The 24,640-nt window shown below is 66.2% G+C and carries 27 protein-coding genes; 9 read left to right on the top strand and 18 right to left on the bottom strand.

What is annotated here, in order from left to right:
* On the top strand, positions 1-1,252 hold a 1,252-nt coding region (locus ABW16_RS17210), incomplete at its 5' end, for a M13 family metallopeptidase (protein ID WP_047320415.1).
* Positions 1,253-1,369: 117 nt separating this feature from the next.
* Here the strand turns inward: ABW16_RS17210 and ABW16_RS17205 are convergent.
* The 4 genes from ABW16_RS17205 to ABW16_RS17190 form a co-directional block, all read right to left on the bottom strand.
* Positions 1,370-2,494: a L,D-transpeptidase gene (locus ABW16_RS17205; RefSeq protein WP_047320386.1), complete on the bottom strand. Its 1,125-nt coding sequence runs from the start codon at positions 2,492-2,494 to the stop codon at positions 1,370-1,372.
* A gap of 160 nt (positions 2,495-2,654) precedes the next feature.
* The gene (locus ABW16_RS17200; protein ID WP_047320385.1) at positions 2,655-3,866 is read right to left on the bottom strand and encodes an MFS transporter; all 1,212 of its coding nucleotides are present in this window, start codon (positions 3,864-3,866) and stop codon (positions 2,655-2,657) included.
* 80 nt (positions 3,867-3,946) lie between these two features.
* Positions 3,947-4,240 carry a copper-sensing transcriptional repressor RicR gene (gene ricR, locus ABW16_RS17195; protein ID WP_047320384.1) on the bottom strand — a complete coding sequence of 98 codons (294 nt, stop codon included), beginning with the start codon at positions 4,238-4,240 and terminating at the stop codon, positions 3,947-3,949.
* Positions 4,237-4,809 carry a DUF305 domain-containing protein gene (locus tag ABW16_RS17190; protein ID WP_047320383.1) on the bottom strand — a complete coding sequence of 191 codons (573 nt, stop codon included), beginning with the start codon at positions 4,807-4,809 and terminating at the stop codon, positions 4,237-4,239. The genes ricR and ABW16_RS17190 overlap by 4 nt, the downstream gene beginning before the upstream one ends.
* A gap of 76 nt (positions 4,810-4,885) precedes the next feature.
* Here ABW16_RS17190 and ilvD point away from each other — a divergent pair, with 76 nt between their 5' ends.
* Positions 4,886-6,607, top strand: a complete 1,722-nt coding sequence (gene ilvD / locus ABW16_RS17185; RefSeq protein WP_047320382.1) for a dihydroxy-acid dehydratase — start codon at positions 4,886-4,888, stop codon at positions 6,605-6,607.
* Positions 6,608-6,662: 55 nt separating this feature from the next.
* On the opposite strand, the gene ABW16_RS17180 is transcribed toward ilvD, so the two are convergent.
* Entirely contained in the window at positions 6,663-7,106 is a 444-nt protein-coding gene (locus ABW16_RS17180; RefSeq protein ID WP_046283281.1) for an SPW repeat protein, read from the bottom strand.
* Between the two features lie 128 nt (positions 7,107-7,234).
* On the bottom strand, positions 7,235-7,894 hold the full coding sequence (locus ABW16_RS17175; RefSeq protein WP_046283282.1) for an O-methyltransferase: 660 nt from the start codon (positions 7,892-7,894) through the stop codon (positions 7,235-7,237).
* Positions 7,895-8,017: 123 nt separating this feature from the next.
* On the opposite strand from ABW16_RS17175, the gene mymT reads away from it, so the two are divergent.
* The gene (mymT, locus tag ABW16_RS17170) at positions 8,018-8,167 is read left to right on the top strand and encodes a copper-binding metallothionein MymT (protein WP_046283283.1); all 150 of its coding nucleotides are present in this window, start codon (positions 8,018-8,020) and stop codon (positions 8,165-8,167) included.
* An 83-nt stretch (positions 8,168-8,250) separates the two neighbouring features.
* Here mymT and ABW16_RS17165 read toward each other — a convergent pair whose 3' ends face one another.
* Positions 8,251-8,865, bottom strand: coding sequence for a transglutaminase-like domain-containing protein (locus tag ABW16_RS17165; RefSeq protein WP_082134171.1), 615 nt, complete (start codon positions 8,863-8,865; stop codon positions 8,251-8,253).
* 124 nt (positions 8,866-8,989) lie between these two features.
* Between ABW16_RS17165 and ABW16_RS25470 the strand changes: the two genes are divergently transcribed.
* Positions 8,990-9,346, top strand: coding sequence for a DUF732 domain-containing protein (locus tag ABW16_RS25470; RefSeq protein WP_157864252.1), 357 nt, complete (start codon positions 8,990-8,992; stop codon positions 9,344-9,346).
* 98 nt (positions 9,347-9,444) lie between these two features.
* Here the strand turns inward: ABW16_RS25470 and ABW16_RS24595 are convergent, their stop codons facing one another.
* Genes ABW16_RS24595 through ABW16_RS17145 form a run of 5 tightly spaced genes read right to left on the bottom strand, consistent with a single transcriptional unit; the run spans position 9,445 to position 13,731 of the window.
* Positions 9,445-9,840 (bottom strand): hypothetical protein, encoded by a 396-nt coding sequence (locus tag ABW16_RS24595; protein WP_082134170.1) that lies wholly within the window; start codon positions 9,838-9,840, stop codon positions 9,445-9,447.
* Positions 9,841-9,842: 2 nt separating this feature from the next.
* Positions 9,843-11,519 (bottom strand): putative alpha/beta hydrolase, encoded by a 1,677-nt coding sequence (locus ABW16_RS17160; RefSeq protein ID WP_052956959.1) that lies wholly within the window; start codon positions 11,517-11,519, stop codon positions 9,843-9,845.
* Positions 11,520-11,578: 59 nt separating this feature from the next.
* Complete coding sequence (locus ABW16_RS17155) at positions 11,579-12,085, bottom strand: TIGR04338 family metallohydrolase (RefSeq protein ID WP_046283284.1); 507 nt, start codon at positions 12,083-12,085, stop codon at positions 11,579-11,581.
* On the bottom strand, positions 12,082-12,834 hold the full coding sequence (locus ABW16_RS17150) for a DUF2786 domain-containing protein (RefSeq protein ID WP_046283330.1): 753 nt from the start codon (positions 12,832-12,834) through the stop codon (positions 12,082-12,084). The genes ABW16_RS17155 and ABW16_RS17150 overlap by 4 nt, the downstream gene beginning before the upstream one ends.
* A gap of 45 nt (positions 12,835-12,879) precedes the next feature.
* The gene (locus tag ABW16_RS17145; RefSeq protein ID WP_046283285.1) at positions 12,880-13,731 is read right to left on the bottom strand and encodes an alpha/beta hydrolase; all 852 of its coding nucleotides are present in this window, start codon (positions 13,729-13,731) and stop codon (positions 12,880-12,882) included.
* A 48-nt stretch (positions 13,732-13,779) separates the two neighbouring features.
* Here ABW16_RS17145 and ABW16_RS17140 point away from each other — a divergent pair, with 48 nt between their 5' ends.
* Both ABW16_RS17140 and ABW16_RS17135 read left to right on the top strand, forming a co-directional pair.
* Positions 13,780-14,523 (top strand): glucose 1-dehydrogenase, encoded by a 744-nt coding sequence (locus ABW16_RS17140; RefSeq protein ID WP_047320381.1) that lies wholly within the window; start codon positions 13,780-13,782, stop codon positions 14,521-14,523.
* Between the two features lie 68 nt (positions 14,524-14,591).
* Entirely contained in the window at positions 14,592-15,716 is a 1,125-nt protein-coding gene (locus ABW16_RS17135; protein WP_046283287.1) for an NDMA-dependent alcohol dehydrogenase, read from the top strand.
* Between the two features lie 4 nt (positions 15,717-15,720).
* On the opposite strand, the gene ABW16_RS17130 is transcribed toward ABW16_RS17135, so the two are convergent.
* Together ABW16_RS17130 and ABW16_RS17125 are read right to left on the bottom strand one after the other, a co-directional pair.
* Positions 15,721-16,227, bottom strand: coding sequence for an LppA family lipoprotein (locus tag ABW16_RS17130; protein ID WP_233424803.1), 507 nt, complete (start codon positions 16,225-16,227; stop codon positions 15,721-15,723).
* 50 nt (positions 16,228-16,277) lie between these two features.
* Entirely contained in the window at positions 16,278-18,191 is a 1,914-nt protein-coding gene (locus ABW16_RS17125) for a putative alpha/beta hydrolase (RefSeq protein ID WP_047320380.1), read from the bottom strand.
* 65 nt (positions 18,192-18,256) lie between these two features.
* Here ABW16_RS17125 and ABW16_RS17120 point away from each other — a divergent pair, with 65 nt between their 5' ends.
* On the top strand, positions 18,257-18,979 hold the full coding sequence (locus tag ABW16_RS17120; RefSeq protein ID WP_047320379.1) for a pirin family protein: 723 nt from the start codon (positions 18,257-18,259) through the stop codon (positions 18,977-18,979).
* Between the two features lie 41 nt (positions 18,980-19,020).
* Here ABW16_RS17120 and tnpB read toward each other — a convergent pair whose 3' ends face one another.
* The 4 genes from tnpB to ABW16_RS17100 form a co-directional block, all read right to left on the bottom strand.
* Entirely contained in the window at positions 19,021-20,481 is a 1,461-nt protein-coding gene (gene tnpB / locus ABW16_RS17115) for an IS607 family element RNA-guided endonuclease TnpB (RefSeq protein WP_047320412.1), read from the bottom strand.
* The gene (locus tag ABW16_RS17110; protein ID WP_047320378.1) at positions 20,474-21,058 is read right to left on the bottom strand and encodes an IS607 family transposase; all 585 of its coding nucleotides are present in this window, start codon (positions 21,056-21,058) and stop codon (positions 20,474-20,476) included. The genes tnpB and ABW16_RS17110 overlap by 8 nt, the downstream gene beginning before the upstream one ends.
* Before the next feature lie 69 nt (positions 21,059-21,127).
* The gene (locus ABW16_RS17105) at positions 21,128-21,754 is read right to left on the bottom strand and encodes a hypothetical protein (RefSeq protein WP_047320411.1); all 627 of its coding nucleotides are present in this window, start codon (positions 21,752-21,754) and stop codon (positions 21,128-21,130) included.
* A 185-nt stretch (positions 21,755-21,939) separates the two neighbouring features.
* Positions 21,940-22,587 carry a hypothetical protein gene (locus tag ABW16_RS17100; protein ID WP_052956957.1) on the bottom strand — a complete coding sequence of 216 codons (648 nt, stop codon included), beginning with the start codon at positions 22,585-22,587 and terminating at the stop codon, positions 21,940-21,942.
* Between the two features lie 323 nt (positions 22,588-22,910).
* On the opposite strand from ABW16_RS17100, the gene ABW16_RS17095 reads away from it, so the two are divergent.
* Complete coding sequence (locus ABW16_RS17095) at positions 22,911-23,780, top strand: MlaE family ABC transporter permease (RefSeq protein WP_047320377.1); 870 nt, start codon at positions 22,911-22,913, stop codon at positions 23,778-23,780.
* Between the two features lies 1 nt (position 23,781).
* Positions 23,782-24,639, top strand: coding sequence for an ABC transporter permease (locus ABW16_RS17090; protein ID WP_047320376.1), 858 nt, complete (start codon positions 23,782-23,784; stop codon positions 24,637-24,639).
* Position 24,640 lies beyond the last annotated feature (1 nt).

Genomic DNA, 24,640 nt, shown 5'->3' with positions numbered 1-24,640 from the left:
GGGCTGGGTGGGCGCCCTCGGTCTGCACCCCGACACCGCCGACGAACTGGTGGTGCGGCAACCGGACTTCCTGACGGCGTTCGCCGCACTGTGGGACAGTGCGGATTTCGCGGACTGGCAGGACTGGGCACGGTGGCGGGTCATTCATGCTCGCGCCGGACTCCTGACCGAGGAGTTGATCGCCGAGGACTTCGAGTTCTACGGACGCCGGCTGTCGGGCACCGAACAGATCCGCGACCGCTGGAAGCGCGGCGTGTCCGTGGTCGAGTCGCTGATGGGTGATGCCGTCGGAAAGCTTTACGTGGCAAAGCATTTCCCGCCGGACGCCAAGGCGCGCATCGACGAGCTGGTCGGCAACCTGCGTGAGGCCTACCGGGTGAGCATCACCAATCTGGACTGGATGACCCCGGAAACGCGGGAGCGGGCGTTGGCCAAGCTGGACAAGTTCACCGCCAAGGTCGGCTATCCCGCAACGTGGCGGGACTACTCCGCACTGGTCACCGATCGAGCCGACCTCTACGGCAACTACCTGCGCGGCTACGCGGTCAACTACGACCGTGAACTGGCCAAGCTGGGCCAGCCGGTGGACCGCGACGAATGGTTCATGACACCGCAGACCGTCAACGCCTACTACAACCCGGGGATGAACGAGATCGTCTTCCCCGCTGCGATCCTGCAACCGCCGTTCTTCGACGCGCAAGCCGACGACGCGGCCAACTACGGCGGTATCGGTGCGGTGATCGGCCACGAGATCGGACACGGCTTCGATGACCAGGGCGCCAAGTACGACGGCGACGGCAACCTGATCGACTGGTGGACCGACGCCGACCGTGCCGAATTCGGTTCCCGCACTAAGGCATTGATTGCGCAGTATGAGACCTACGTGCCGCGCGACTTGGATGGCGACCGCCACGTGAACGGCGCGTTCACCGTCGGGGAGAACATCGGCGATCTCGGCGGGCTCTCGATAGCACTGCTCGCCTACCAGTTGTCACTGGCCGGCGCCGAGGCTCCGGTGATCGACGGCCTGACCGGTACCCAGCGGGTTTTCTTCGGCTGGGCGCAGGTGTGGCGCACCAAATCCCGTGTTGCCGAGGCGGTGCGGCGCCTGGCGGTGGATCCGCACTCGCCGCCGGAGTTCCGCTGCAACGGGGTGATCCGCAACATGGACGCCTACTACGACGCCTTCGGCGTCACACCAGACGACGCGCTCTACCTGGAGCCCTCGTCGCGGGTTCGCATCTGGAACTGACGGTCGCCTTTTGGCGGCGCGAGAAGTCCCCCGCAAGCGGGAGGTGCCCCCAGCGAAAGCCCCCATTTTCAAGCTGAAATGGGGGCTTTCGCGACTGCTCGCGGTCGAGGGTGCGCCCTACATCTGCCAGTCTTGAGAACCGTCGTTCTTGGTGTAGCTACCCACGGAGTTCTTCACCACGACCGGATCGCCGCTGCCGAAGTTGTCGTAGAACCACTTGGCGTTGGCCGGGCTGAGGTTGATGCAGCCGTGGCTGACGTTGCGCTTGCCCTGGTCGGCCACTGACCACGGCGCGCTGTGCACGAAGCCGCCGCTGTTGTCGATCCGGACCGCATCCTGCACGGTGAGCTTGTATCCCCAACTGGAGTTCACCGGAACCCCGTAGGTGGAGGAGTCCATCACCACGGTGGGGAACTTCTCCAGCACGTAGTAGGTGCCGTTGGGGGTCTCGTGTCCACCCGCGCTCATCCCCATCGACATCGGGAAGGTCTTCTCCACCTTGCCGTCTCGGGTGATCGTCATCTGGTGCGTCTTGTCGTCGGCGGTGGCCACCAGGGAGTCGCCGGTGCGGAAGCTCGACTTGGTGCCGCCCGCGTCGATGTTGACGACGGTGTGGGCGGGCCAGAAGTTCAGCGGACGCCACCGCACCTGGCTGGGGGTCATCCAGTAGAACTTGCCGGACACCGGCGGGTTCGACGAGATGTGGATGGCCTGCTCGGCCATCGCCTTGTCGGCGATCGGCCGCTGGAAGTCGATGATGATGGGCTTGGCCACACCCACCATCGACCCGTTGACCGGGTTGAAGGTCGGCGGGGAGAACGGCGACGTGCCGGTGAACGGCTCCGGGTTCTGCCCGACGACCGGTCCGGAAGCAACCGCCGGCACCGCACCGGGCTGCGCCGGGGCTGCTGGGTCCGCCGAACCGGCCGGAACTGCCTGCGGGTCCGGACCAGGGGGGACGCCCTCGGGCGCGGCGGGTAATCCGGGCGCAAGCTCGGGCGGTGGCGGGAACGCCAGCGGGTCGCCCGGCGGCGGCGGCGGTGGCAGCTCCGGCGGGGGCGGCGGCAACTCCGGCGGGGGCGGCGGCGCGGCCGGGTCGACCGGCCCGGCGTCCGCCGCGGCTGGGTCGCCGGGCTGCTGTGGCGGGTCAGCCAGTGCTGCTCCGCAACCGAGCGTGAGACTCGCGGCCAATCCAGCGGTGCTGAGCCACGCGCCAACTCGCGCGCGCTTCCATCCCGACATCTACCTACCTCCGGTCACGATCTTGGTCCCAGTGTCTCACAGGATGGCTGCCAGCTAACTCCGGCTGCGGACGAAAAGTGGCGTGACGCACGGCAGGGAACCCCCTTGAACAGCGGTTTTTACCGCCGGCGAAGTGGCGAACGTTACCGCGCCGGGAACGTCAGGGAACGACGAATAGGCGTCGGCTGGCCACGATGCCGACTGCGGCGATACCGACCAGCGTTGCCGACGCCGCCAACATGGCCGAGGTCCCCGCCCGCTCGAACAGCAGCCCGCCGGCCAGCGAACCCCCGGTGATGCCGACCTGAAACGCCGTCACGTACAGCCCCGACGCGCCGTCGGGATCGTCGGGCGCGGTGCGCATCGCCGCCGACTGCAACATCGGCGACACCGCCATCGCCATCGCCCCCCACAGCACGATCGCGGCCGCCCCCGCCACCGTCGTACCGGTGGTGTGATGCCCGCCGATAGACAGCGCCGCCAGGACGGCGAACGCCGCTGACATCGCGGCCATGCAGCCACCGGTGACCAATTTGGGCCGGTGGTCCACCGGCCGCGCCAACAGCGGCATCGCGATCAACCCGGCAGCGCCGAACGCGGCCAGCAACCAGGCCAGGCGGGCCCCCGGCACGCCGACCACGTCACCGATGATCACCACGATGAAGGTGTAGGAGATGAAGTGCCCGACGACCGCGATCAGCATCAGCGTGCTCACCGCGACCAGTCGCCCGTTGCGGTGGTGATGGTTCCCGACCAGGGCCAGTTGGTCCGTGCTGAGCACCAGGGCCGGCAGCGCGAGTCGGGCTGCCAGGGTGATGGCCGCCGCCGCCACCGTGATCACCACTACGGCCAGCCGCCACCCCCACAGCAGACTCATCGCCGAGGTCAGCGGGATGCCGACCACCAGCGCCAGGCTGGTGCCGACATAGATCGCCGTCGTCGCGCGGCCCGAGTGACTGGGTGGCACCAGCCGGGTGGCGATGGGCGCCAGCACCGACCACATCAGGCCGTGCGTGACGGCACACAACGCCCGGCCGGCCGCCAGCACGGCGAAGTTCGGCGCCATCGCCGAAATCACCTGCGAGGTGGTCAGGCAGACCAGGGTGAGCAGCAATACTCGGCGGCGCGGCCAGAACGCGGTCCAGCGCACCAGCGGAAGCGTCGTCGCCGCCGCCACCACGGCGTACCAGGCCAGCAGGGTCCCGACCAGCGCTTCGCTCACGTTCAGGCCGACCGAGATCGCGGGCAGCGCGCCGACCGGCAGGATCTCGGCGGTGGCGTAGATGAAAGCGGCGGCGGACAGGATCGCCAACCGCGCCGTGGTCTGCGGCGTCCACGGCCTCAATCGGGCATTTCCGGTTTCAACAGTCATGTGGTGGGGGGCAGCGTCGAGTGGTGTGTGGCGCATGGCGCTCCCGGTAACTGCTGGATCACATGGTAACGGCGCGCGGGTCAGGAGCGAACTAACCGCGCGATAGCGGCCGAGGCTTCGGTGAGTTTCGCGTCGGCCTCCGCGCCGCCGGCGGCGACGGCCCCGCTGACGCAGTGCACGAGATGCTCGTCGAGCAGATTCAGCGCCACTGACCGCAGCGCACTGTTGACGGCGCTGATCTGGGTGAGGACGTCGATGCAGTACTTGTCTTCGTCGATCATCTTGGCGATGCCACGCACCTGGCCCTCGATGCGGCGCAGCCGTTTGGCGTAGTTGTCCTTGCGCGGGGAGTACCCCGGAGCTTCGGTGGTCATGGTGCCCCCAACAGTCGGTTCATCTGATTGATCTCGGCTTGCTGAAACGGCAGGAGAGACTGCGCGATGCTGATCGCCTCGGGACTCTCTCCGTGTTCGATTTCGTTCTGTGCCATCGCGATCGCGCCACGGTGATGGGCGATCATCGACTGCAGCCATAGGGTGTCGAATGCCGGTCCGCGCAGGCCGCGCAGCTTGTCCACGGTGGCCTTGTCCAGCATGCCGGGAATGTCAGCGGCCTCGTCCTGGGCCGAACGCTCACCGGGGACCTCCCATTGCAACAGCTGCGCCTGGCAACCCTGCAGTTCGGTGCGTTGCTGGGCTGCACTTTGATCGGCGAACGCCCGTAGCGCCGGATCGGTGCTCTGGCCGTACACCATGGCCGCCAGCTCCAAGGACTGCTGGTGGTGGATCACCATGTCCTCCAGAAACCTCACGTCGGCCGGGCTGCCGACGGCCATTCCTGCCGCACTGGTCGACGCCTCGGGCGCGGGTGTCGGTGCGTGGTGGCACCCGCCGGCGGCCATGCTGACAATGGCCGCGATGACGGCGGTCAGGACGGATCTCATGGGCCCACTTTAGCGCATACCCCCGCGGGGTATTTATTCGTTTTGCCCGGTACGGCCCTACCGGCATACTGAGCTGGTGAATTCTGGGAGCACCAACGCCGCCGGGGCGTCCGTCGACATCAAACCGCGCAGTCGTGACGTCACCGACGGCCTGGAGAAGACCGCCGCGCGCGGCATGCTGCGCGCGGTCGGCATGGGCGACGAGGACTTCGCCAAGCCCCAGATCGGTGTGGCCTCGTCGTGGAACGAGATCACGCCCTGCAACCTGTCGCTGGACCGGTTGGCCAAGGCCGCCAAAGAGGGTGTCCTGGAGGCCAGTGGTTACCCATTGGAATTCGGCACCATCTCGGTCTCCGACGGCATCTCGATGGGCCATGAGGGTATGCACTTCTCCCTGGTTTCCCGCGAGGTCATCGCCGACAGCGTCGAGACCGTGATGTGCGCCGAGCGGTTGGACGGCTCGGTGCTGCTGGCCGGCTGCGACAAGTCGCTGCCCGGGATGCTGATGGCGGCGGCACGCCTCGACCTGGCCTCGGTCTTCCTCTACGCGGGCTCCACCATGCCGGGCTATGCCCAACTGTCCGACGGCACCGAGCGCGAGGTGACGATCATCGACGCGTTCGAGGCGGTCGGCGCCTGTTCGCGCGGGCTGATGTCTCAAGAGGACGTCGACATCATCGAGCGGTCGATCTGTCCCGGCGAGGGCGCCTGCGGCGGCATGTACACCGCCAACACCATGGCCAGTGCGGCTGAGGCACTGGGCATGTCGCTGCCGGGCAGCGCCTCCCCGCCGGCGATCGACCGGCGCCGTGACGGGTATGCGCGCGCCAGCGGCCAGGCCGTGGTGGAGTTGCTGCGCCGCGGCATCACCGCGCGCGACATCTTGACCAAGGAGGCGTTCGAGAACGCGATCGCGGTGGTGATGGCGTTCGGCGGGTCCACCAACGCGGTGCTGCACCTGTTGGCGATCGCTCGCGAGGCCGAGGTGGATCTGACCCTGGCCGACTTCTCTCGGGTGGGCGCGAAGGTGCCGCACCTGGCGGACGTCAAGCCGTTCGGGGCGCACGTCATGTACGACATCGACCAGATCGGCGGAGTGCCGGTGATGTTGAAGACGTTGCTGGAAGCCGGTCTGCTGCACGGCGACTGCCTGACCGTCACCGGAAAGACGATGGCGGAGAACATCGCAGAGCTCAACCCCCCGGTTGTCGACGGCAAGGTGTTGCACGCGCTGACCAACCCGATCCACCCGACCGGCGGCATCACCATTCTGCGCGGCTCGCTGGCGCCGGAGGGCGCGGTGGTCAAGTCCGCGGGCTTCGACACTGACGTGTTCGAAGGCACCGCAAGGGTTTTCGACGGCGAACGAGCAGCCCTGGACGCGCTGGAAGACGGCACGATCAGCGCCGGCGACGCCGTGGTGATCCGCTACGAGGGCCCCAAGGGCGGACCCGGGATGCGCGAGATGCTGGCGATCACCGGCGCCATCAAGGGCGCCGGTCTCGGCAAGAACGTCCTGCTGCTGACCGACGGTCGATTCTCCGGCGGCACCACCGGCCTGTGCGTCGGCCACATCGCCCCCGAAGCGGTGGACGGCGGACCGATCGCGTTCTTGCGCGACGGCGACAAAATCCGCCTCGACGTGGCCAACGCGACCCTGGACGTGGTGGCGGACCCGGATGAATTCGCTGCTCGCGCGCAGGGTTTCGCCCCGCCGCCGCCGCGCTACACCACCGGTGTGTTGGCCAAGTACCGCAAGCTGGTGGGCTCGGCTGCCATCGGCGCCGTCTGCGGCTAGCCTTCAGCGCCGAGCGAGCCCACCCGCTTGCGGAGGACTACTCGCGGTGGGGTCGTCAGGCGTGTCGGGCCGCCTCACCCCGCGCCCGCATACCGAAGTACGCGGCATTGAGTCCGAGGATGGTCATCACCGCACCTGCGATCACGTTGGACCAGATCATCTCGGTGCTCGGCGATCCGTGCAGCAGGATCCAGGGCGACGCCATGAACCACACCCCGAACACTGGCAGGGTCCACGCGAGCCCGTGCATGCGGTCCAGGGCCGCCGCCATCCCGCACGCCAGGAATGCGACGCAGAGGCCCACGACAAGGTCGTTGACGGCCAACCTGGTGCTCGCCTCGAATCCGACAATCCACGGGGATACGGCCCCGTAGACGGCCGCCAGCAGCGTCAATCCGAAGGTTCCCTGGGCAGTCATCGACTCTGCGGCGCGCTCGTACCGTGCACGTAGAGCTAACAGATCAGGGTGGTGATCGATTGATGAATGGACTGTACTCATTTCGTAACCTTTCTGTTATGCAACAGGCGGTTTGGCGCCAGCTGCACCCATCCATCTGATGAAAGATTACGCCCGGCCACTGTTCGCCAGCAACGAAAAATTCGTCACCAAACGGCGATCGGCCCCTGCTAGTCGACGATCGCGAAGGCGAAGCCGTCCCAGCCCTTGGACCCCACCGTCTGCAAGGCCGCGGCCCGCAACCGCGAGTGTTTGCCCATCAGCTCCAACACGTCGCGGCTGCCGCGTGCCGTTGCGTCCTCGGAGCGTGGTTCCAGGATCGTGCCTTCACGGATGACGTTGTCCACCACGATCACCGAGCCGGGGTGGCATAGCTGCACGGCCCAATTCAGGTAGCCGACGTTGTTCTCCTTGTCGGCGTCGATGAACACCAGGTCGAAAGGCTCGCCGGTCAGCGTCGGCAAGGTCTCCAGCGCTGCCCCCACCAGGATCTGCACCCGGTCACCGACGCCGGCGTGGTCCAGATTGCCTCGCGCGACCTCCGCGTGCTTGGGCTCGTACTCCAGCGTCACCACCGAGCCCGCCGGCCCGACGGCGCGCGCCAGCCAGATGGTGCTGTAGCCGCCCAGCGTCCCGATCTCCAGGATGCGGGTGGCACGGACTGCGGTGGCCAGCAGATTCAGGAACTTGCCCTGTTGCGCCGAGACCGCGATCGGCGGCAGTCCGGCCGCGTCGCTGGCTGCCAGCGCCGCCGTCAGAGCCGGGTCTTCTCCGGCCAACAGATTGTCCAGCAGGGCGTCGACATCGCGGGGTGTGGAGTTTTCAGTCACTTCGCCCAGGCTAGCCGCCGACCGCGGTTCTGGCTCCAGATTTTTCTTTACCCCATACCCCTATGGGGTATATAGTCGGGGAACCCGGCGGCCCGCCGGGGATCACAGAGGAAGGTGTGACAGATGGCGAACTACGAGGACGGAACCTTGCTGACGTGCGGCCACGACGGCTGCGGATGCCGCGTCCGGGTCGAGACGGCGTGCCACTGCCCCGGCGCGGGCGCGAGCTACCGCTGCACCTGCGGCGACGAACTGGTAGCCGTCAACAGCTGAGGACAGACGGCGCCGGTGACGCACAACCTCGACTGTTGTGCGTCACCGGACGCCTGTTCTTGGTCTACACCACCCGGGGCTGTTTAGCAGGCTTCGGCACCAAGTGCAGTCGGCAGGCCCGCATCGCACAGCGCAAGGACGTCGGTCGCGTCACGCAATGCGTCAATGACACACCGCGCGGGGGAGGCAAAGACCTGCGGATAGTCGATCTCACCGAGGGACATGTCAACGGGCCACGCGAGTCGTTCCGAGTCGAGGGAGAACTGTGCGTCAACACCGTCCTTGTTGCCGCGCGCGTCCTGGCGATGCCAGGCTCCGTCGAGATAGACCGCGACAAGTCCGTGGAGAACGTGGCCGTCGCCGTGCACCAGACGCTGATAGCAGAGACCGGCGGGGATGCCTTCTGCTCGAAGCAGTGCCGCCAGCAAGTGTGATTTGGCGTAGCAGAGTCCCACGCGATGCTCGAGAACCTCACTGGCGGTCAGCGTCACCCGGGGGTCTGCAACGTCGTAGGAGTGAGCGACCTCGTCTCGCACCCACTCGAACGCGGCCTGGGCGAACGACACATCATCGACCGCAGGCCGCCGTAATTCCCGAGCAAGGTTCCGGACAGACGGCCCTTTGCACTGGACGAATTCGTCTTCTCCCAGATACGCCTCTGGTCCTGTGGCTTCAAGAACCAGGAAGGAATTCGTCACTCACTGACCCTAGCTAGATCCGAAGTCCGCCACTCCACGGGACGCTATCATGAGCGAAACCCATGGGCGAACCGCCAACGCGTCACATCCTCAAACCACGACTACAAGAAAAGGAGAGGTCGGGATGAAACTACTCATCGCCGCTCTCGCGGCAAGCATCGCAGCGGCACCGATTGCCAGTGCTGATGACCAATCACTCCTCGACCGTAACCAATCATTCCTCGACCGGGCTCACGAGCTTGGCGTGCCAAGTCAGTACGGCTTCCTTGGGCGTGCGGATGACAACAGCACTCTTGCTGGAGGATTGGGGACTTGTCGTGGCCTCAGAGAGGGCATGACCCTTGAGCAGATGGAACCGAGGCCGTCTCTTAGCCCGATCCTCAACGCTTTTCCGCATTTTTATTGGGAGATTGCTCGGGCGGCACAGGAGAAACTATGCCCTGACACCCTTGGTGCGCCCAGTGAAAGACCGAATACCTAACTAGTCGCCGGGACGCGCGTCTTCTCGACAGAAACCGTCGACGGCGCGTTGCCCGACATACCAACAGCCAGGCGGCCTTGCGAGGGGCCGCGCAGAGGCTAGCGAGGACGCTCCTCGGCCAATAAGGCTGCACGCGCCGGCCCAAAGTGTATTTCAAAAATATCCTTCAACCACGCCATAATCTCGTTATCGTCAGCACTCATTCCGGGGGTCTTTAATTGATCGTGCGCATCGCTGAGACGAAGTATGGATTGCCACGTCCTCGATTGATTTGATAAACCGAACTCATTCGGTGCGTCGAGCGGCGCTAGCATGAAGTTCAAGCCACCATTTCGCGCAGACCAATAGAGCTGCAATTTGCAATCAGGCCCTCGGTAGAAAATTGCCCATGCCCCGCGATCAGCATATATGAGGTCGTCCAGCACTTCATCGATCTCTAAACCGGCGCCGGAAAGCGTGCGGCCGAGGAATTGGTCCAGATCCATTGGCTTCATGGTCAGCCGCCTCCTCCGTACAGCCACACATTTCCGTATTGTTGATAGCCATATTGAGCAGCGTATTCTTTCAGAAAATTTATCTCAGCAGCGGAGTACGACAACCTGTCCTCCACTGCCAGTTGCTCAACGCTTGTATAACCCTCAGGAATTACGTATTCAATCCGCGGCACACCCTCTTCCATCTGAGCGCGGAGAAACTGTTTGTTTACTTGCCACGCCACGCCTCGCTGCTGCGTATCGCCAAATCCGTTGGTCAGTGCGTGCCAGGTTCGGTCACCGGTATCGAAGTAGATGCCGCCGTGACCCCGGGCTTCGCCGATGTAGCCACCCTCCTGGCCGTCGAACTTACCCAGGACGACGCGGTCTGGGTTGTCGCCCACATAGTGGGTGGACATGTCAGCGACTTCCTCACTGAATCCGGCTGTCGGCCCTCCGTGCCTACTCGCGTAGTTGAGATCCATGGCCGAGTATTCCGCCCACGGATGGTAGGTGGCGGGAACGTCGAATCCGACATCTGCGTATGACGAAACCACCGGGCCTGTGTCGAGTACGCCGCGGCCGATCTCACCGAGCCCTGCCCGAATCGACGCCCCCTCCGCGCCGAAGGGAAGGGTGACGGCGGCGGCGCTGATGTCGAACGCTTTCTCGCCGAGAAAGTATGCAGGGCTAGGTGCGTTCAGGGCGTCCTTGACTTGGGCGACACCCGCGCCGACCGGGTTGAGGAAGGTGTCACCAAGCCCCTTGGCCAGGCCACCCCAAGATTCCAGGACACCGGGGCCGCCCGGTTCACCTTGTCCGAGCAGGTTCTTGACGGCCCCTTCGGTGGCTCGCCACCGGTCTCCGAACGCATCGCCGAACCCCAACGGCGCCCGCCGCTGCGACTCGGGAGCAACGTAGCGCGGTAGCGGCTGCTGGGCCTGCAGCACCGCCGCATCGATCCGCGCTTCGCTCTGATCTGGCGGCACACCATCATTGGCCATGACCTGCCGGGCCAACACCTTGAAACTCTCCACATCCGCGGGGTTCAACGGCTTTGGCGTGGCGCCGGCCTCGAAACTGCGCACCACGGCCTCGGGGTCATAGCCGTCTTTGACCCGCAGCTTAGTCAGCGCCGCCTGCAACGTCTCGGAATAGCCGTCACGCAGCAGCATGACGTTGGCCAGCACCGTCCGGGTATCGGCTATCGCACCGTCCCAACACTTTTCGATCAGGGTGTCGACATCGTCACCGTGTAGTTGGTATCCCAGGTAATGGGTGTTGTAATCAGCCAGATACTCGTCGTAGCCCCGCAGATTGGCATTGAGCGCCTCGATCTGCTCACCGCAACGCTGCCGGGCCTGGGCTAAGGCGGCGGCGATGGTCTCCAAGTCGGCCGCGATCTGGCCGAGTTGTTGGTTGGTGGCATGCAGGCCCTCTTTGACCCGTTGCACTTCGGCGCCGTTGTTGATCGGCTGCTCACCGTTCTCGCGGTTGTACTGCTCGAAGTGCTGTCGAGCGATGCGGAAACTCTCCTCGGCCGCGGTGGACGAGCCGGCCGCCGAGTGAAACGCCTGCGCCAGGAAGTTGATCTGGGTTGGGCTTCCGGCCTGCACGCTGTCATCAACGGCCCACGGATCACCACCCGCGGCGGCGACCAGGTAGCCGGCCCGCAGGTAGTGCAGGCTCGGTCTGCTCACGGCGCACCCGTGCTACTCGCCATCGTCAGATGATGACCGACACCGCACCGGAGCGCACGTCACCGCACACCTTCCTTGGCGAACACCACCCGCAGCACATATCCCAGCTCCGGGCCCATCACCAGTTCGGCCAACTCACAGAACGTCGCAACGAAGTCCGGGCCGTGCGGCGGCCGAGTGTCACACAGATGGTGCGCAATCTCGTGCAGTACCACCAGTTCCCGCAGCGCCCAGTCCACACCGCGTTCCGGTACGGCGATAATTCCTGCCGCACCAAGCTTTTCGTAGTGCGCGGCCGTAGTCCCGCGGCGTGCACGCACGGCCAACCCAGAAGCATCCGGCCACCGACCGCGCACCGTCGACAGCGCCATGACGTCATCGACGTAGCGCTGAACGGCAGCCACCGAACCGAACCGGGCCTCGGGCGGCAACGTCAGCTCGGTGCCGAAGAACTCCACACTGCGCCTACCGGTCTCAGCTGCGCGGTCGAACAAGGTGCGGACGAAGACCTCCGCGGCGTAGACCTTGGCGCGCTGAGCGTCGCGCCCCGAAGCGTTGCCGCTCACCGCTCCAGCGCGGACCGCGCCACCGACAGCTCGGCACTGTCCCCCAGCCGGGCTTTGCGGCCGGCCCGATCCCCGGCCCGGCGCGCCGCAGACGAATATCCCGCCGACGCCCGGGTGGCCCGCCAGGTGCCGCGGGCCTTCGAGGTGCCGCGGTAGAAGTCGCGCAGCTCGAGCTCCTTGTTGCGCAACGCAATCGCGGTACCCGGCGGCCTGCTCCGATCCTTCTCGGCATCGCGTCGGGTCTCGTCGCGGGCCTCGGCCAGCCGCTGGCCGACCCGGGCGCCGAACGCCAAGTGGAAGTTCAGCCGAGCGGTGATGGTGGGGGTGGGGCGGTGCTCACCGGTGGCGATGTAGGCGTCGGAGGCCCGGACCATCTGAACGACCAGGCTGGCGTAGAGGGCGTGGGTGGCGTCGATGTCCTCGGCGAAGCCGTAGGCGTAGACATAGGTCGAATTGGTTGCCACGTCACAGCGCACGTCGTTGGCCGCGGCGATCCCCACGAACAGCTGCACATAGGTGCGCAACCCCCGGGCGCCGGGCGATCCGATGGTGATGGTGCGCTGCACCGGCGCGGTGGCCGCTGTCCGGGTGGCGGAGTGCGCGCGAGCCACCGCCAGGTCGATCGAGGTCGCGGTGGCCAGCCGCTGCGCCGCCGCCATGAACGCTTCGGCCTCGTGGGCGTTGTCGGTGCCTTCGGCCTGGCGCAACAGGGCGGCGATCCGCGCCAACATCTTGTCGTCGGTGCTCATGGCCGCCACGCTAACCGACATCGGCGACACCGCGCCGACAGCAACTCACAGATGCGCGTCGATCCAGCCCACCACGTCGTCGAGCACCTGTGCACGCTCTGGTTCGTTGAATACCTCGTGGTAGAGCCCCGGGTACACGATCAACCGCACGTCGTCCGAACCGACGCACTCCACCAGCCGCTCGCTGCCGTCGGCGGGGACCAGGCCGTCGTCGGCGCCATGTACCACCAGCAGCGGCGCCGTGAGCGCCTGCGCCCGCGTCGGCATGGTCTCGCCGACCTTGATCAGCGCCCGCGCCACCCCGGCCGGTACCCGGCCGTGGTACACCAGCGGATCCTCGTTGTAAGCGGCCACCACCGCCGGGTCGCGCGAGACCAGAGCGCTGTCGAGTTTCTCCACCGGCAGGCTCGGCGCAATAGCCCCGACCGCTTTGGCGACGAAGGCCAACCCCGGCGACACCGTGTCGGTCATAGCCACCGCGGGCCCGGACAACACCATCAACTGGTAGTCGTCGGGGCGGTCGACGCCGTAGCTGAACACGATCGCCCCGCCCATGCTGTGCCCGAGCACCACCCGCGGCAGTCCGGGGTGCTCGCGGGCGGCGATACCCGCGCAGGTGTGGAAGTCATCGGTGTATTCGGCGATGCTGCGGCACAGCACGCGCTTGCCGCCCGAGCGCCCGTGTCCGCGGTGGTCCAGCGCGTAGGTCACCAGCCCCGCCGCAGCGAACCGTTCCGCGACGTGGTCATAGCGACGGGCATGCTCGCCGAAACCGTGGGAGAGCACCACCACGGCGCGCGGCGGAGTGTCCGGCGTCCAGGTGTCGTAGACGATCGGAACCCCCCGCACGCCTTCGAAGGTTCGCTCGGTGCGGGTCCCAGAGCCGGGGGATGCCATCAGGGCAGCGTAACGGGCAAAGTGTCCGCCCAGGTAACCTCGCCAGCCATGGGACGAGTCGAAGGCAAAGTTGCGCTGATCAGCGGCGGCGCGCGGGGCATGGGCGCTGCACACACCCGGGCGCTGGCCGCCGAGGGCGCCAAGGTCGTGATCGGTGACGTTCTGGAGGATGAGGGCAGCAAACTCGCCGACGAGCTGGGGGCCGACACCGCCCGCTTCGTCCGTCTCGACGTCACCCAGCCCGAGCAGTGGCAAGCCGCCGCCCAGGCCGCGGTCGATGCCTTCGGCAGCCTCGACGTCTTGGTGAACAACGCCGGGATCGCCAAATACAACGCCCTCGAAAACTTCGACCTGGCCGCCTGGCAGCAGGTTCTCGACGTCAACCTGACCGGGACCATGCTGGGCATGCACGCCGCCGTCGCTCCGATGAAGGCAGCCGGCAGCGGCTCCATCATCAACATCTCGTCGGTAGAAGGGATGCGCGGCACCGCCGGCCTGTACGGCTACGTCGCTTCGAAGTGGGGAGTGCGCGGGCTGGCCAAGGCCGCCGCTGTCGAACTGGCGCCGCACAACATCCGGATCAACAGTGTGCTGCCCGGGCTGATCCGCACCCGGATGACCATCGCGATCCCCGATGACTCGCTGCAGATTCCGCTGGGCCGGGGCGCCAAGTCGGCGGAGGTGTCCACCGCGGTGGTCTTCCTGGCTTCCGACGAGTCCTCCTACATGACCGGGGCCGACCTGGTGATCGACGGAGGCCTGTCGGTGGGCATTCCACACAAGACCAGCTAGGACAGCATTCTCCCAGCTAAGAGCACCCGTCAGGGCCGCTTCTGAAACGTGTTCTATGATGGCCGGTCATGAAGACCAAGGGCGCATTGTTGTGGGAGCTGAACTCGCCGTGGCGGGTCGACGAGATCGAGCTGGGCGACCCGGTTGAAGGCGAAGTCCAGGTCCGGATGCACGCCGCGGGCATGTGCCACTCCGACTATCACCTGACCACCGGGGCCACCCCGATCGGCCTGCCGGCACTCGGCGGCCACGAGGGTGCCGGGGTCATCACCAAGGTCGGCAAGGGCGTGACGGGCCTGGAAGAGGGCGACCACGTGGTGATGGCCTTCATCCCAGCCTGCGGCAACTGCCCGCCGTGCATGAAGGGCTTCCGTTCGCTGTGCGATCGGGGCGCGGTGTTGCTGGGCGGAAAGGCCATCGCCGACGGCACCAACCGGATCCACGCCGGTTCGCATGAAGTTTCCCCGATGAACCTGCTCGGCACGTTCGCGCCCTACATGACCGTGCATCAGGACTCGGTGGTCAAGATCGACAAGGACGTGCCGTTCGAGACCGCGGCGATCATGGGTTGCGCTGTGCCCACCGGCTTCGGCTCGGCCACCAACGTCGCCGAGGTCAAGCCCGGCGAGACCGTGATCATCGTCGGCGTCGGCGGCATCGGTATGAGCGCCCTGCAGGGCGCGGTGCTGTCCGGCGCGCGGCGCGTCATCGCGATCGACCCGGTGGCGTTCAAGCGTGATCAGGCCGTCAAGTTCGGCGCCACGCACGTCTACCCGTCCATGGCCGAGGCGATCATGCCGGTGATGGAGGAGACCTGGGGCCTGATGGCCGACAAGGTGATCATCGCGGTGGGCGACATGAAGGGCGAGTACATCGAAGAGGCGCTGACCCTGACCGCCAAGACCGGCACCTGCGTGGTCACCGGCATGGGCTCGATGGTCGACGCCGACGTCAAGTTGAACCTGTTCTTGTTCACCATGTTGCAGAAGACGTTGAAGGGCAACATCTTCGGCGGCGGTAGCTCGCACATCGAGACGCCTAAGCTGGTGGGCCTGTACAAGTCCGGGCTGCTCAAGATCGACGAGATGATCACCACGACTTACAAGCTGGAGGACATCAACTCCGGCTACGCCGACATGGTCGACGGCAAGAACATCCGCGGCGTGATCACGTTCGACGAATCGGACTGGTAGGCGGTTACTTCTTGTCCTGCGGCAGCCGGCAGCCGGTGTAGCCGGAAACCACGAGGTTTCCCCGATAGCCGACTTTGATGAAAAGACCGGTGGGGCCATAGAACCCGACGTCGTGATTGCCCGGCTGATCTTGCATGACCTGAATCTCGGTGGCGTCCAGCTTGGCGGCCGCCGCCTTGGCGGCCTCTTCGAGCTTGGCCCAGGCCTGCTCTGACACCGTGACATCCCGGGCAACCGCGTCCGGCAGGAAGTAACGCTTACCGTCGGTTTGCTCATATGGCCGCTCGCAATTTCCGCCATCTCCCTCGTCCAGGGTCTCCCAGACGATGGACGGGATGAGTTGTTTTGCGGCGGCGGTTATTTCATTCATCGTGGCGGCTACCTGAGTTTGAGTGTCCTCAAACGACGGCAACGACTTGAGAACGGCCAAGGCCTCGGCGGCGACGCTGGGCGGAGTGGGTTCATATGGTTGGGACACGTGACATCCTGCGGTTAGTGCGACGATGGCCAAGACAGCGAACAGGCATCGTCGCGGCTGGGGTGGGGACACTTGGTGAAACATCAATTTCCTTGAACCGCCTTGTCGCCCAGGCCGGCGAGGACCGCGGCGATGTTGTAGTTGGTCGTCCGAAGGCCTCCGCCGTCGGGGAAGCGGGGGTAGTCACTGTGCCCGTGAGCCTCTTGCAGGGTGATGGTGCCACCGTGGCCGTCGGTCACTGTGGAGGGTCCGGTGGCCAAGCGGGTGAATTCGGGGTTGGTGGCCGGGTTGGGCCCGAAGTCGCCGAGCTCGTTGTTGAGGTAGGTGCCGATGATCGGAATGCCCTGGCCGACAGCTCTGGCGTCGTAGACCCATTGGATCTTGTCGTCGGGGGCTTCCATGGCGAACACCTGACCAGGCTGCAGGTGCAGGTCCCCCGGTGTGGACGCCTCGATGCCGGGAGACCCGTAGAACAGCGCCCGCGACACCCCGTGATCGCCGGGCTCCTGCAGGGCCAGTCCGGTGGTCAGCGACCCGTAAGAATGCCCGATCGCGGTCAGGTCGGCGGGGCCGCCCAGGTGCGAGGCCTGGATGCCGTCGTAGAAGCGAGCCAGATCGTGGGCGCCGGCTCTGGCGAGGTCGTCGTGGGTGACGCCCCAGAGTCCGGCCAGCGATGCGGTCTTGTCGTCGAAGCCGGGAACCTGCGGCGGGTCGTACCCGATCCAGGCGATCGTCGAGACGGTATCGCTCTCGCGTCCCGGCTCGAACCGTAATTGCCGCAATGCTTCCCGTCTGACGTTGGTTGCTTCTTCGGTCATATTCCCGATGCCTCCGTGCACCGTGGTGTTCAGCCCGGGCGTGGTGACCGAGACATGGGTCGCCTTGTCCGGATCACCGACGGCAATGGCCGCGCGGGCCTGGGTGCCGCTGTGGGTGTCCAGCAGCATCAACTTGCGGTCTGGACTGCCACTGACGGCGGAATCGACGGCCTTGAGGTCGTCCAGGTACTTCGCGCCGTCCCTTGCCGCGTCGTACTGACGTTGCCAATTCTCGTAGGCGACGCGGTCGGCGAAGATCGCTCCCGGCTCGTTGGGTCGCGGGATGTTGTTGCCGGCAGCCCAGTCCGGGTGCTGGTTCTTCAACGCGTCGGCCTGCGCGGCGGCGCCCTGTGCCCGGCTGAGTTCGTCGGCCAGGTGCAGCTTGTTGTAGTGGTCGTAGCCCAGATGATCCGGCGGATCACAGGGCATGCCCGGATGGTTGCCGATGTTGTGGTCGGAGTTATACAGCCAGTCCTTCTGTCCAGGAGTCAGGCTGTTCCAGTAGTCGTTGAACTGTTTCGGGTCGTCGGGCACCGGTCCCGGTGGCGGTGTCGGCGCGTCCGCGTCGAATTTGCGCACCGCGATGTCGGGGTCGTAGCCGTCCCGCACCCGCAGGTTCGTCAAGGCCTGTTGCAAGGTCTTGGAGTAGCCGTTGCGGATGACCGTGGCGTTGTGCAGCGCGGTCTCGGTGTCGTCCTCGGCCAACTGGCGGCACTGGGCGATGTCCGCGTCGTGGTCGTGGCCCTGGCTCTCCTGCTCCAGGTACACGCCGATGCGGGCGTCGAGGACGATCAGGTTGGCGTTGAGCGCGGTGATGTTGGCCAGCGAGGCGGTGCGGGCTTGGGCCAAGGCGGCGGCGATGGTCTCCAGGTCGGCCGCGATCTGGCCGAGCTGTTGGTTGGTGGCGTGCAGGCCGTCCTTGACCCGCTGCACCTCGGCGCTGTTGTTGATCGGTTGCTCGCCGTTCTCCCGGTTGTACTGCTCGAAGTGCTGCTGGGCGGTGACAAAGGTTTCCTCGGCCGAGGTGGCCGAGCCTGCGGCGGAGTGGAACGCCTGGGCCAGGAAGTTGATCTGGGTGGGGCTGCCGGCCTGCAGACTGTCGTCGATCGCCCACGGGTCGCCGCCGGCCGCCGCGATGAGGCCGTCCACCTGGAGGTGCTGCAGGCTGGGGCGGCTCACCCGACCGAGGCTAACCGGTTGCGACCAGCGGAACCAGCCGCATTGGCACGCTAACCTTGGAAGTCATGACCGGCCTGCTCGAGGTGCGACGGGCTGACGACCGTGCGGCCACTCGGGCGCCGTGGCTCAACTCGCGGCATTCGTTCTCGTTCAACGATTACTACGACCCGGACAACACCCATCACGGGCTGCTGCTGGTCAACAACGATGATGTCGTGGAACCGGGTGCCGGCTTTGACACCCACCCCCACCGCGACGCCGAGATCGTCACCTGGGTGCTGTCCGGCGCGTTGAGCCATCGCGATTCGATCGGCAACGCAGGCGTCATCCATCCCGGTCTGGCGCAACGGATGTCGGCGGGCACCGGCATTCTCCATTCGGAGCAGAACGAATCTTCTTCCGAACCGGTGCATTTCGTGCAGATGTGGGTCATGCCGGACTCACCGGGGCGTCCACCGGGCTATCAGCAGCAGGAGATCGGTGACGCGTTGGCGGGCGGCCGGCTGGTCACCGTCGCCTCAGGCCGCGACCAGGACGCCGCGATCACTGTGGGCAATGCCGACGCGACCCTCTACGCCGCTCGGCTGCAGTCCGGCGACAGCGTCGAGGTGCCCGATGCCCCGTACGTGCACCTGTTCGTCGCCCTCGGCGGTGTCGAGTTGGAGGGAGCCGGCGCCTTGGATGCCGGCGACGCGGTCCGCTTCACCGGCGGCGGTGGTCAACGCCTGGCTGCGGTCGCGCCGTCGGAGGTGTTGATCTGGGCGATGGAAAGGCGGCTGGGCCGTTAAGCCGTTGCCTTTTGGTGAGCGAATGTGAGTGCATTCGTTCATCAGGCAGCCTCGCCTTGCGGTGAGGCGGTCCCCGTCTGATCCACCGGGTGGTGGTGCGGGGTTGACGTTTCATCACCGGCGGCGTCGCCCGCTGGCGCGGGTTCGGTCTCACGCGTGGCTCCACGTCCTGCCACCGGGCCACTCCCGGCGGGACTCCGTTCACCCACGGGTGTGGGTACGCCGAGTCGGGCGAGGTTGATCGCAGCACCCAGATCACGATCGACCCGCGTACCGCATTCGTCACAGGCGAAGACTCGATCGGCGAGGGTGAGGTTTGGCTTTCGCCTCCCACACGCCGTGCACAACTTCGAAGACGGAAAATATCGGTTGGCCTCCACCAAATGGCAGCCGTACCACTGTGTCTTGTAGCCCAGCATGCCCCGGATCTGGGCCAGCGCAGCATCGGCGAGGGCGCGGTTGAGACCGCGCTTGTAAGCGCCGCCTTTGGAGCGCATGCCCGCGGCGTTCAGAGTTTCGACCACCACGACCTGGTGCTGCTGGGCCAGCACGGTGGTGGCCTTGTGCAGTACGTCGCGGCGCACCGCCGCGGCGTGCGCATGGGTGCGCCCGATCCGGGCCTGAGTGCGCCGCCACCGCATCGACGGAGCCCGCCTGGTCCTGGCGGCCGGGTCATAGGGGCCGTGTTGGCGGGCGGCTCGGCGCTGCAACGCCCGCAACCGGGATTGCGCCGCGCTCAGGGACTTCGGCGCCGGGATCCGATCGACCTCGACACCGTCCGGTGTCGCCACGACCAGCAGACTGTCCGCTTTCACCCCAACATCAACCCCGACGACGGGATGCACCGACCGCAGAGCGTGCGCGGGTCGGGTCTTGGCGGCGACGATGGTCTGTAGCGCGCAATGCCAACGCCCGGCACTGTCTTGACCCACGGTGGCCGACAAGATCCGCGCCGTGCCGGCCTCGATGCGGCGGGCCAGCTTGCGGGTCGATTCATGGGTGCGCACCGCACCCAGCCGCGGCAGGCTGACATGCCGGCGGTCAGCCTCGATGCGAATCACCCCGGTGGTGAACCGCACCGAGCGCCGAGCACGGGCCGACTTGAACCGCGGGAAGCCCACCGCGCGGCCAGCGCGCTGGCCCTTGCGGGACTTCGACCACGCGTCCAGCCCGCGTGCCAACCCATCCAGCCCGGTGTTGTAGGCCTCCTTCGAATTCTCGCCCCACCACGGAGCACAGTCGGCTTTGCGCTGATTCCAGATCTTGCGCAACGCCGGCAACGACCACCCCAACACCGGGGTCAACTGATCCTCGGCGATGCCGTAGGACCGTTCGGCGGCCCGCTGATCGTTTACCGCTTTCACCAACGCGAGCATGTGATTATGCGCGAACCGTGCCGCACCAGCATGAGACGCCAACACCCGCAACTGAATTGGCGTGGGATCCAGGCCGAACCGGTACGCCTGCGCCACCCAGCCCTCAGGCACCTCGAACCTAGCCATCCACACCAGCCCCGACATGCTTGGTGGCCGTCACCGCCCGCATCGCCCGATTACGCGCTCCCCGCCGACCGTAGAGGCGCGCGCACATCGAGGTCAGCACCTCGATCATGTCGCGCACCAAATCGTCTTCGGTCTCACCCTGATCTGTCACCACGATGCGCCGGCCCTGCGCGGACAACGCGGCTTCGAGATGCTCGACTCCGAAACGGGCCAACCGGTCACGGTGCTCCACAATCACCACACTGGCAGAAGGGTCGGACAACACCCGCCGGATCTTCGGCCGTTTCCCGTTCAGCCCGGACCCGACCTCGCACACCACCTCGCCCACCACATACCCCCTGGCGGTAGCCCACTGCGTCAGTCGCGCGACCTGGCGCTCCAGGTCCGCACGCTGATCGTGCGAAGACACCCGCGCATACACGACCGTGCGGCCGGCAGCCGACATGTCGGCCACGTCGACCCAGATCGTCCCCGACTCCAGCCGGCGAGCAGGCACCGGCATCCGGTCCTCCCGGAACCACCGATACGCAGTTTGCGGATGCACCCCCAGTATCCGCGCCCACTCAGCCAATTTCACACACTCAATGAAACACACATTCGATCACGAATAATCACATTCTGACGAACAGTTCAGAACCCCCCGCGGTCAGGGCATCTCGACCTTGGCGGCCAGCCAACGGCCGTTCACCTTCTCCATGGTGATCACGATGCGGCTGCGGTCGATCTGCGCTTGGGGTGCGGTTTTGTTGCTCACCGACTGATCGACGAACAGCAGCACCTCGACCTTGTTCTTACTGGCGGATTTGACCGCCGAGTCGATGACGGTGCCGTGCGCGGACGCTTTGTTGTCGATCAGCAGTTGGCGCAGCTGCTCGCTGGACGCGCTGTAGACGTCCTTGAACTCACCGGTGGCTCCGTCGAGGATTTCGGCGAAGTTCTTGTCGATCGCGGTGGGGTCCACACTGGTGAGCGCCAGGGTGTATTTCTCGGCTGCCTCCAGCGCCTGCGCGGCGGCCACGGTGCGCTGGTGGTGGGCGAACAGCAGCCAGCCCTCGTAGGCCGCCCCGATCAGGCCCAGCGCCAGGACCGCCGCGGCGACCCACCGCCGGTTCGGCTTCAGGCCGCCGATGCCTTGCTTGGGCTTGTCGGCTTCGTCGGCGGAGTCGTCGGCGGACTCGTCGGCGGACTCGTCGACCGCACCCTCGGCGGACTCGGTATCGGCGGTCTCGGTGTCCGTGGTCTCGGTGTCGACGGTCTCGACCGCCGGTTCCACGGCCTCGGTTTCGGTAGCCGCCTGCTCGTCCTCACGGTCCGACACCTGAACTACCTCTCGTGGTCCGCCTGCTGGGGGCCGTCCGGCCGCAACGCCCCCCGAACCTACCCCAACCCGCTCCCGCGGGTTCTCGCTTGATGGCGGCGACCTGCAGCGCCCGGCTTCGCCGCGCTTGCAATCGCCGCTTAGGTGCAGGCCCGGGAATTCCGCAGGGCGTTGGCCCATCCGATTGCGGAGTCGATGTGTGGGCGGGTGAAGCCTGCCGGCTGCTTTTTGCGCATGCTGTCGGCGATGCGCGACAGCTGGAACAGCACGCCGGTCAGCTGTTCCCCGCCGTAGATCGGCGAGTAGGGACCGAAGTTGTCGGGGGTGTTGCGGATGGTCAACGGCTGCAGTCGTGGCCCCAGGAAGCCGGTCGACCGGTCGATGTTGGCCACCACCGCATCCGCCTGCGACTGCACGCCGGCGTAGGCGTCGCGGTGGTCGGCAAGGTTGCGGTTGAAGGCGTTGATCTGCCCCATCAACGGGTCGAACTGCGCGTTGAACCACTGGCACGAATCCGACATGCCGCCGATCATCTCGGGCGTCACCTGATAGGTGAAGGTGCTGTACGGCCAGATGTCCATGTGTGGAGACCAGTCGGTGGGCGCGGGGGTGAATCCCGGAAGCGCCGGCGGCTGATCCGGGTCGGCGAGCGCGGAACCCGGTGCCAGCACACCGGTGACTGCCGTCGCACACGCGACTGTGGCAGCGATCTGGGTCCACCCTGCCCGCTTCGGCACCGCCCCGATCTCCTTCCACGTCTCGCGCTTGTCCCGGTCGAGTATCGCCATCGACGCCCGCACGAGGATGCCAAAACCACGAAAACGCGTGCTACTGGCCGGTAACTCCGCCATAACCGGAGTCATGTTGCCTGAAGCGCCCTTGCCGGGGCATTGTGTCCGACATCATGTCCGGATGAAAGGTCGCGGCGAGACCCCATGAGCTCATCCCCCTTGGTAGCCATGCGTATCCTTTTTATCTACCCACCAGTTGGTCCGAGAAGTTCCGAACCCTACCGCGGAGTACGAACGCTGACTATGGTGGCCGCCATGGATCATCTGCCGCACCCGCGAACGGCAACCTCAGGTGATCTCACGACCACGATCGGCGACAAATGACCACCCAGGACGACCGCGACCTCGCCGCCGAGCCTGCGCTCGACGGAGTGGCAGCCATCCAGGACTGGACCGCCGGTTATGTCAACCGCCACCCGCTGGCCTCGCTGACCACCGTCGGCGAACAGTGCGTCCTGGCGGTGCGCACCGTGCAGTACTTCTTCTCCGACCTGTTCGGCGGCCGATTCCAATGGGGCGAGTTCGTCCGGCAGAGCGCCTTCATGGCCAACACCGCTGTGCTGCCGACGGTTTTGGTCGCATTGCCGATCGGGGTCACGCTCTCCATTCAGTTCGCGCTGCTGGCCAACCAGGTCGGCGCCACCTCACTGGCCGGCGCGGCTGCCGGGCTCGCTGTCATCCGGCAGGCTGCCTCGCTGGTGGCGGCCATGCTGATGGCCGCCGCGGTCGGGTCGGCCATCACCGCCGACCTGGGTTCGCGAACCATGCGCGAGGAGACCGACGCCATGGAGGTGATGGGCGTCTCGGTGATCCGTCGGCTGGTGGTCCCCCGCTTCGCCGCGGCCATCATGATCGGCGTAGCGCTGACCGGAATCACCTGCTTCGTAGGCTTTTTGGCCAGCTACCTGTTCAACGTGTATTTCCAGAAGGGCGCGCCCGGCAGTTTCGTGGCCACGTTCTCCTCGTTCGCCACCACCGGCGACATGATCGTCGCGCTGATCAAGGCCGTGGTCTACGGCGCGATCGTCGCGGTGGTGTCCTGCCAGAAGGGACTGTCCACCCGCGGCGGTCCGGCCGGCGTCGCCAACTCGGTGAACGCTTCGGTGGTCGAGTCGATCCTGGTTCTGATGATCGTCAATGTCGGCATCAGCGAGCTCTATAACGTGCTCTACCCACGGACGGGGCTGTGAGATGACCGCGTCGTCCTATGTCCCGGCATTCGCGCGCCCGCTGCTGCGCGCCTACCGGATGGCGTCCGAGCCGACCATCCGCTTGGGACACATGCTGGTGTTCTTCGGCCGCGCCGCGGCCGGTGTTCCGACCGTGCTACGTCACTACCGCAAGGAGTTTCTGCGGTTGCTCTCCGACATCGCCTGGGGCAACGGCTCCATCGTGGTGGGTGGCGGCACCGCTGGGGTGGCGATCGTCCTGGGCTTCACCGCCGGTGCGCTGGTGGCGATCGAGGGCTACAACTTTCTGAATCTGCTGGGGCTGGGGCCCGCGACCGGCATCATCTCATCACTGGTCAACACCCGCGAGCTGGCACCGATCATGGCCTCGATGGCGTTCGCGATGCAGGCCGGTTGCCGCTTCACCGCGCAGCTCGGCGCCATGCGAATCGCCGAGGAGATCGACGCCCTCGATTCGATCGCGATCCGGCCCATTCCGTTCCTGGTCACCACCCGACTGCTGGCCGCGACCATCGCGGTGATCCCGCTCTACGTGGCCTGTCTGGCGATCACCTACCTGACCTGCCAGCTGGTCACCGGCATCATCGGCGGCGGCTCCATCGGCCCGTACACGCACTACTTCACAATGATGTTGAGCGGCAAGGACATCGTCTACTCCGTGCTCAAGTGCGTGGTGTTCGTGTGGCTGGCCTCTACCGTGCAGTGCTACTACGGCTTCTACGCCTCCGGCGGACCCGAAGGCGTCGGGGTGGCCTCCGGCCGGGCCATGCGGGCTTCCATCACGATCGTGATCATGGTCAACATGCTGCTGACGATGGCGCTGTGGAGCATCGACGCCGGCGCAAGGTTCGGTGGCTGAC

The organism is Mycolicibacter heraklionensis, from assembly GCF_001021505.1.
GTDB lineage: Bacteria > Actinomycetota > Actinomycetes > Mycobacteriales > Mycobacteriaceae > Mycobacterium > Mycobacterium heraklionense.
The sequence above is the reverse complement of the archived record's forward strand: the minus strand, read 5'-3'. Positions and strand labels throughout refer to the sequence as shown.

Excerpts from the sequence above, each read along its gene's own strand:
- tnpB (WP_047320412.1), bottom strand. The coding sequence starts at position 20,481 with ATGGCTAGGTTCGAGGTGCCTGAGGGCTGGGTGGCGCAGGCGTACCGG.
- ABW16_RS17180 (WP_046283281.1), bottom strand. The coding sequence starts at position 7,106 with ATGAGTACAGTCCATTCATCAATCGATCACCACCCTGATCTGTTAGCT.
- ABW16_RS17200 (WP_047320385.1), bottom strand. The coding sequence starts at position 3,866 with ATGACTGTTGAAACCGGAAATGCCCGATTGAGGCCGTGGACGCCGCAG.
- ABW16_RS24595 (WP_082134170.1), bottom strand. The coding sequence starts at position 9,840 with ATGAAGCCAATGGATCTGGACCAATTCCTCGGCCGCACGCTTTCCGGC.
- mymT (WP_046283283.1), top strand. The coding sequence starts at position 8,018 with ATGGCGAACTACGAGGACGGAACCTTGCTGACGTGCGGCCACGACGGC.
- ABW16_RS17095 (WP_047320377.1), top strand. The coding sequence starts at position 22,911 with ATGACCACCCAGGACGACCGCGACCTCGCCGCCGAGCCTGCGCTCGAC.
- ABW16_RS17120 (WP_047320379.1), top strand. The coding sequence starts at position 18,257 with ATGACCGGCCTGCTCGAGGTGCGACGGGCTGACGACCGTGCGGCCACT.
- ABW16_RS17135 (WP_046283287.1), top strand. The coding sequence starts at position 14,592 with ATGAAGACCAAGGGCGCATTGTTGTGGGAGCTGAACTCGCCGTGGCGG.
- ABW16_RS17090 (WP_047320376.1), top strand. The coding sequence starts at position 23,782 with ATGACCGCGTCGTCCTATGTCCCGGCATTCGCGCGCCCGCTGCTGCGC.
- ABW16_RS17205 (WP_047320386.1), bottom strand. The coding sequence starts at position 2,494 with ATGTCGGGATGGAAGCGCGCGCGAGTTGGCGCGTGGCTCAGCACCGCT.
- ABW16_RS17190 (WP_047320383.1), bottom strand. The coding sequence starts at position 4,809 with ATGAGATCCGTCCTGACCGCCGTCATCGCGGCCATTGTCAGCATGGCC.
- ABW16_RS25470 (WP_157864252.1), top strand. The coding sequence starts at position 8,990 with ATGAAACTACTCATCGCCGCTCTCGCGGCAAGCATCGCAGCGGCACCG.
- ABW16_RS17145 (WP_046283285.1), bottom strand. The coding sequence starts at position 13,731 with ATGGCATCCCCCGGCTCTGGGACCCGCACCGAGCGAACCTTCGAAGGC.
- ABW16_RS17140 (WP_047320381.1), top strand. The coding sequence starts at position 13,780 with ATGGGACGAGTCGAAGGCAAAGTTGCGCTGATCAGCGGCGGCGCGCGG.
- ricR (WP_047320384.1), bottom strand. The coding sequence starts at position 4,240 with ATGACCACCGAAGCTCCGGGGTACTCCCCGCGCAAGGACAACTACGCC.
- ABW16_RS17150 (WP_046283330.1), bottom strand. The coding sequence starts at position 12,834 with ATGAGCACCGACGACAAGATGTTGGCGCGGATCGCCGCCCTGTTGCGC.
- ABW16_RS17100 (WP_052956957.1), bottom strand. The coding sequence starts at position 22,587 with ATGGCGATACTCGACCGGGACAAGCGCGAGACGTGGAAGGAGATCGGG.